This is a genomic window from Microseira wollei NIES-4236, assembly GCF_020521235.1.
Lineage (GTDB): Bacteria > Cyanobacteriota > Cyanobacteriia > Cyanobacteriales > Aerosakkonemataceae > Microseira > Microseira wollei.
The window spans coordinates 1-4,920 of record NZ_BLAY01000338.1; the positions used below are offsets into that span (position 1 = coordinate 1).

Here is a 4,920-nt window from a genome sequence, read left to right on the forward strand (position 1 = left end):
ATCAGCAAGCGTAGGGACACGGCAGGAGAAAAACATTGATTTGGCGGCCAAATTTATTGATGCCGTGTCCCTACAATGTTGTGTTGATTCTGTGAATCAGCAAGCGTAGGGACACGGCAGGAGAAAAGTTTTGATGTGGCGGCCAAATTTGCTGATGCCGTGTCCCTGCAATGTTGTGTTGATTCTGTGAATCAGCAAGCGTAGGGACACGGCAGGAGAAAAGTTTTGATGTGGCGGCCAAATTTATTGATGCCGTGTCCCTGCAATGTTGTGTTGCACCCAATTGAAAATCGCTGTAAACAAGAAGAAAATGCGGCAATGGTGTAATATTTTGGTTAAATTCGGCATTTTTTAATATGCTCAGGTTCAAAACCCGCCCGGAAATAAATTTCCGGGCTAATAGCAAAAGTCGGTTAAAACCGACTGATAAGAAATAGAGTTTTCAGTCCTCTTTCAGAGGACTTTCGCTATAAGCTGCGCGATTTGAATCGCTGGCGGGTTGTGGAACAAACGGAAGGGGTGGATTACAATTTTTAATTGTGCCAAGCTTGGTAAAAATCTGGGTAACTCATATTTTGAGCGCAATGCCAGATGAGTTTGTAGCAATCTTGGAATCGCTGAACGTCATTTTTGTAGGTTTCATGTGATAAATATTCTTTCAATGCTACAACGATTCCTGCTAAATGCTCATCTCGCAGAATATCCTTCAATCTATCAGATGATTTCTGACGAGCAAATTCATTTTCAGTTTTCTCTATAAGGCGCACTAAAACTGCGATCGCTGTTTCGTGAACTCTGCTGCTTTCTCCTAAACTATCAGATACTTCTCCTTGGGGATATTTATGATCGGATGACTCGATGAGTTGCACTAAAGCGGCGATAGCTGTTTGATTACCTGGATCAATTTTCCCTAAACTTTCGGCTGCTATTTTCCGAGTTAATTTATTTTGATTTGATTCGATTATTCCAGCCAATGCCGCAATAGCTGTTTGATTTCTTGCCCCTATTTCTCCCAAGCTAAAAGTTGCTTGTTGACGGATGTATTCAGACTCTGTTGAATTAATTAATTTTATTAAAGCTGCAATTGCCGTTAGATTACTTTTACCAATTTCCCTTAAACTATTGGTCGCTAGTTTCCGGGTGAATTGATCCTGAGTTGATTCGATAAGTTTCACTAAGGCTGCAATAGCTTCTGGATTGTCGGGGTCAATTTTTCCTAGAGTATCAGCGGCTATTCTACTGGTAAATTCATTCTGATTTGACTGGAGAATCTGTATAATTGTCGCAATAGCTTCTGGATTTACAGAGGCAATTTGCCCTAAATTTTTAATCGCTATCCTCTGAGTAAATTCATTCCGATCTGATTTGATAATTTGCAGCAATGCGGCGATCGCCTTTGGATTACCATAGCCAATATTGCCTAAACTTTCAATTGCCATTCTTAAGCTCTCTTCATCCTCGATTGACTCAATAAGTTCCACTAAAGCTGCGATCGCATCGGGGTTTCCCGCACCTACTTTTCCTAAACTTTCCGCTGCTTGCTGACGAATGTGTTCATACTCGGTTGATTTTATCAGTTCTACTAAAGCTGCGATCGCATCGGGATTTCCCGCACCTACTTTTCCTAAACTTTCCGCTGCTTGCTGACGGATGTATTCATACTCGGTTGATTTTATCAGTTCCACTAAGGCTGTAATGACTTCAGGATTGCCAGGGTCAATTTTCCCTAAACTATTAGCCGTTAGCCAGCAAAAGTCTTCATTTTTAGTTGATTTAATAACTTGATTTAATTTATCGATTGCCGCTCGATTTCCCGGATCAATTCTCCCTAAAGTATCAGCGGCTTGCAGACAGGTGAGTTCATTTTCATTTGTTTCAACAATTTGTAATAAAGCCGCGATTGCTGTTGGATTTCCCTGACCAATTTTACCCAAACAATCAAGCGCTAGCCAACATTTTTCATCATCCTCGGTTGACTCAATCACTTTGACCAATGACTCGATAGCAGTTGAATTGCCTGTGCCAACTTCTCCTAATCTAACAATTGCTTCCCTACAGAGTTCTTCATTGTCGCTTGACTCTATCAAGTTTAATAATACTGTAATTACTGTTTGATTACTAGAATCAATTTTTCCTAAAATTTCCGTGGCTTGCCTGGAGGTAGATTCATCCTGAGTTGATTCGATCAGTTTCACTAATGCTGCGATCGTTTTGCCGCGAGCCGTCTCTAGTAATGTGGCTCTAGCTTTGTCCGCAATTGGTTTTAACAATGTCCACAATTGTTGTTTGTTTTCAATGTAAAACCAACCAAAAGCCCAATGAATAATCTGGCATATTATTTCATCTGCCCAATCACTATCTGCAAATTCTGCCATTCCAGATGCTGCTAGAAAATAGGAGCGATACAGATAGAAGCCTTTACAGTTATCCCTAAAATTCACCAAAGCATCGATCAACTCTTCCTTCTGCTCTTTTGACACATCCTCTCTTCCCAGCCACAGCAAAATCACCTCTTTCCACTGCGGTTCAAAAATGCGATAAGTGCCTTGTTTGGGATTGTGAGGAATGTGATTAAAAAAATAATGCCAATCATCAATCCCCTGTGCGGCAAAATATTCCTGAAACGTGGGATGGTAGAAAGCATAGACCTTTTCACCACAATTTTCGGCTTCGACTGCAACTCCCACTTGATTGAGCCATCCTAACTGAAGTGCCAATTTAAACAGCTTTGCATCAGGTTCGCCTAATATTTCACGCACCAGGCGATGCCTGAGACGGAACTTAGTTTTTTCTTGGGCGATCGCCCTTTTCGCTAATTCTCCCAACGCCTGATTCAATTCCTGTCGCTGCGTTGAACTTGTAGGAAATTGCTCTTGTTTCCACTCATAAAGTGATTCTGTAAACTGCCGATAAAGTCCTGCTTTAGCATTCGGTAGTCCTCCTTTACCCAACGCCCAAGTTCTACATAAAAGCGCCAATCTCAAGGGATTTTTAACTGCATCTTTGATGCGATCTTTTCCAGGTTTATCTAACTCAGTCCGCAAGCGTTCCGCTGCTGGATTATTCTTAAACCAACAGCGGATAAATTGCCCTACCTGATCCGGCGTTTGAGCATCTCCATAACTAAAGTCTAAATTACGATAAGTCTCAAAATTTTCTAGGGCATTTTTCCCGGCATCCCAAACATTCAACCGACAAGTTAACACCACCCTGGCATCAGAAACCCAACCTGTAAGTTGCTTTGAAATTTGCGCCAAAGCATTACCCGATTCTGTCACCATCTCATCAACGCCATCCAACAGCAGCCACACTCTTCTGCTGTTGAACAATTCGCCTAGCGCTTCCTCTATTTCTGGTGTGACGCGCACTTTTCTGGTTGCAGATCTTAGCCAGTTATTCAGTAAATATTCTTCGATTGTTTTTCCCTGTAAATCTGCCAGGGAAATCCATATTGGTACATCAGAAGTATTATCGATAACCCAGGCGGCAATTTTTTGTAGCAGTGTGGTTTTCCCTGCACCCGGTTCGCCAATAATGGCGATTCTTTTGCTTTTTCCCGGACGCAAAACAAGCTCAAAAAACTCATTGTTGTGAAATGTCTGGGTAATTTCATCAGAGGTTTCTGGTTCGTAAATTCTGGAACCTTCTTCTGGTGAAATATCGCCTAAAAGTCGCTCTCGCTGCTTGCGTTCTACCAGTCCGAGTGGTACGTAAATTTCATCGAGTTCAAAGGTTAATCCATCGCCAGCGGTGAGGGGATTTGTTGTCAGTCTTCGGTTGTTTTGAGCTTGGAGCATTTCCTGACAGACTTGTCGCCAGTCGGTGTCGTCTGTTCTTGGTGTAGCTTGCTCCTCTGCTCTCCCGCCGTCGTGCTCCTCTGCTGGGATGGGTGGTTCTTCTTCAATGTAGGCGATCGCTTGCCAATCCAATCCCAATCTCTGGCAGATCTCGAGAAAATTTGTATAATCAATCGCTTTTCCAGTAAAAAAGCTGGTAATCGTCGCGCGAGACAGTCCTAACGTCTCCGCCAAAGCATTCTGACTGGGAAACCCGTGACGCCGAAGAGCTTGCTTAATTTTGGGGATACATGCTGGTGCAACTCTGATTCCCCGACGAGGCATAAGTTTTTTTAGTAAAAATTCTCTTATTTTATGTTGGCTTTCTTTGAGGTCAAGCGCAAGTCAAGCCAAAGTCAGGCAAATGCGATCGCAAATCCATCCGTAACTCAAGCACCCATCGACTTTGATCGATTTATAAAAGCGATTAGGAGATGACGCAAGTGTATCTTATGACAACCCCAGTACCCGATCAAGTTCCACTCTACCGCAACGCTCTCGAACCATTAGTAACTGAAGAAGTCAAGCGGCAACTGGAACAATTGTCCCCCAAATTAGTTAAGTATATTAACCCAGAGCAAGTAATTGCCTACGCACTCAATCGTTTACCTCCCCTATACGCCACCAGCGTTGAAGGATGGACAAGGCAACAGGAAATCGCCAAAACCAAGCTAGAAAAGCAAATTTTTCTAGCAGTGCGTCAGGGACTGGCTGCTGTACAACGCGACCCCTTAAAAGTTAGCACCCCCTTGCTATTTTTAGAAGATAAAAACTCTGATAATTAAGTAAATGGGCGTAGTTAAACTTAAAATGCTCAGTATCCAAAGCCCCGATTTCTCTAAAAAGTCGGGGTTCTCTGTATTAGTTTTAACCTGGTTTGTAGGGGCACGGCGTCGCATAAATTGCCCCGAATTGTGATGTTTATTTATACCCAGTAGGGGCACGGCGTCCCATAAATTATCAAATGCCGTGCCCCGAATTGTGATGTTTATTTATACCCAGTAGGGGCACGGCGTCCCATAAATTATCAAATGCCGTGCCCCGAATTGTGATGTTTATTTATACCCAGTAGGGGCACGGCGTC

General features: G+C 42.8%; 2 protein-coding genes. One reads left to right on the plus strand and one right to left on the minus strand.

Annotation, left to right across the window (positions count from 1 at the left end):
• Positions 1-533: 533 nt before the first annotated feature.
• A complete protein-coding gene (locus MiSe_RS47610; protein ID WP_226594216.1) occupies positions 534-4,121 on the minus strand; it encodes a HEAT repeat domain-containing protein in 3,588 nt (1,195 codons plus the stop codon).
• Between the two features lie 167 nt (positions 4,122-4,288).
• Here MiSe_RS47610 and MiSe_RS47615 point away from each other — a divergent pair, with 167 nt between their 5' ends.
• On the plus strand, positions 4,289-4,621 hold the full coding sequence (locus MiSe_RS47615; protein WP_226594222.1) for a late competence development ComFB family protein: 333 nt from the start codon (positions 4,289-4,291) through the stop codon (positions 4,619-4,621).
• Positions 4,622-4,920 lie beyond the last annotated feature (299 nt).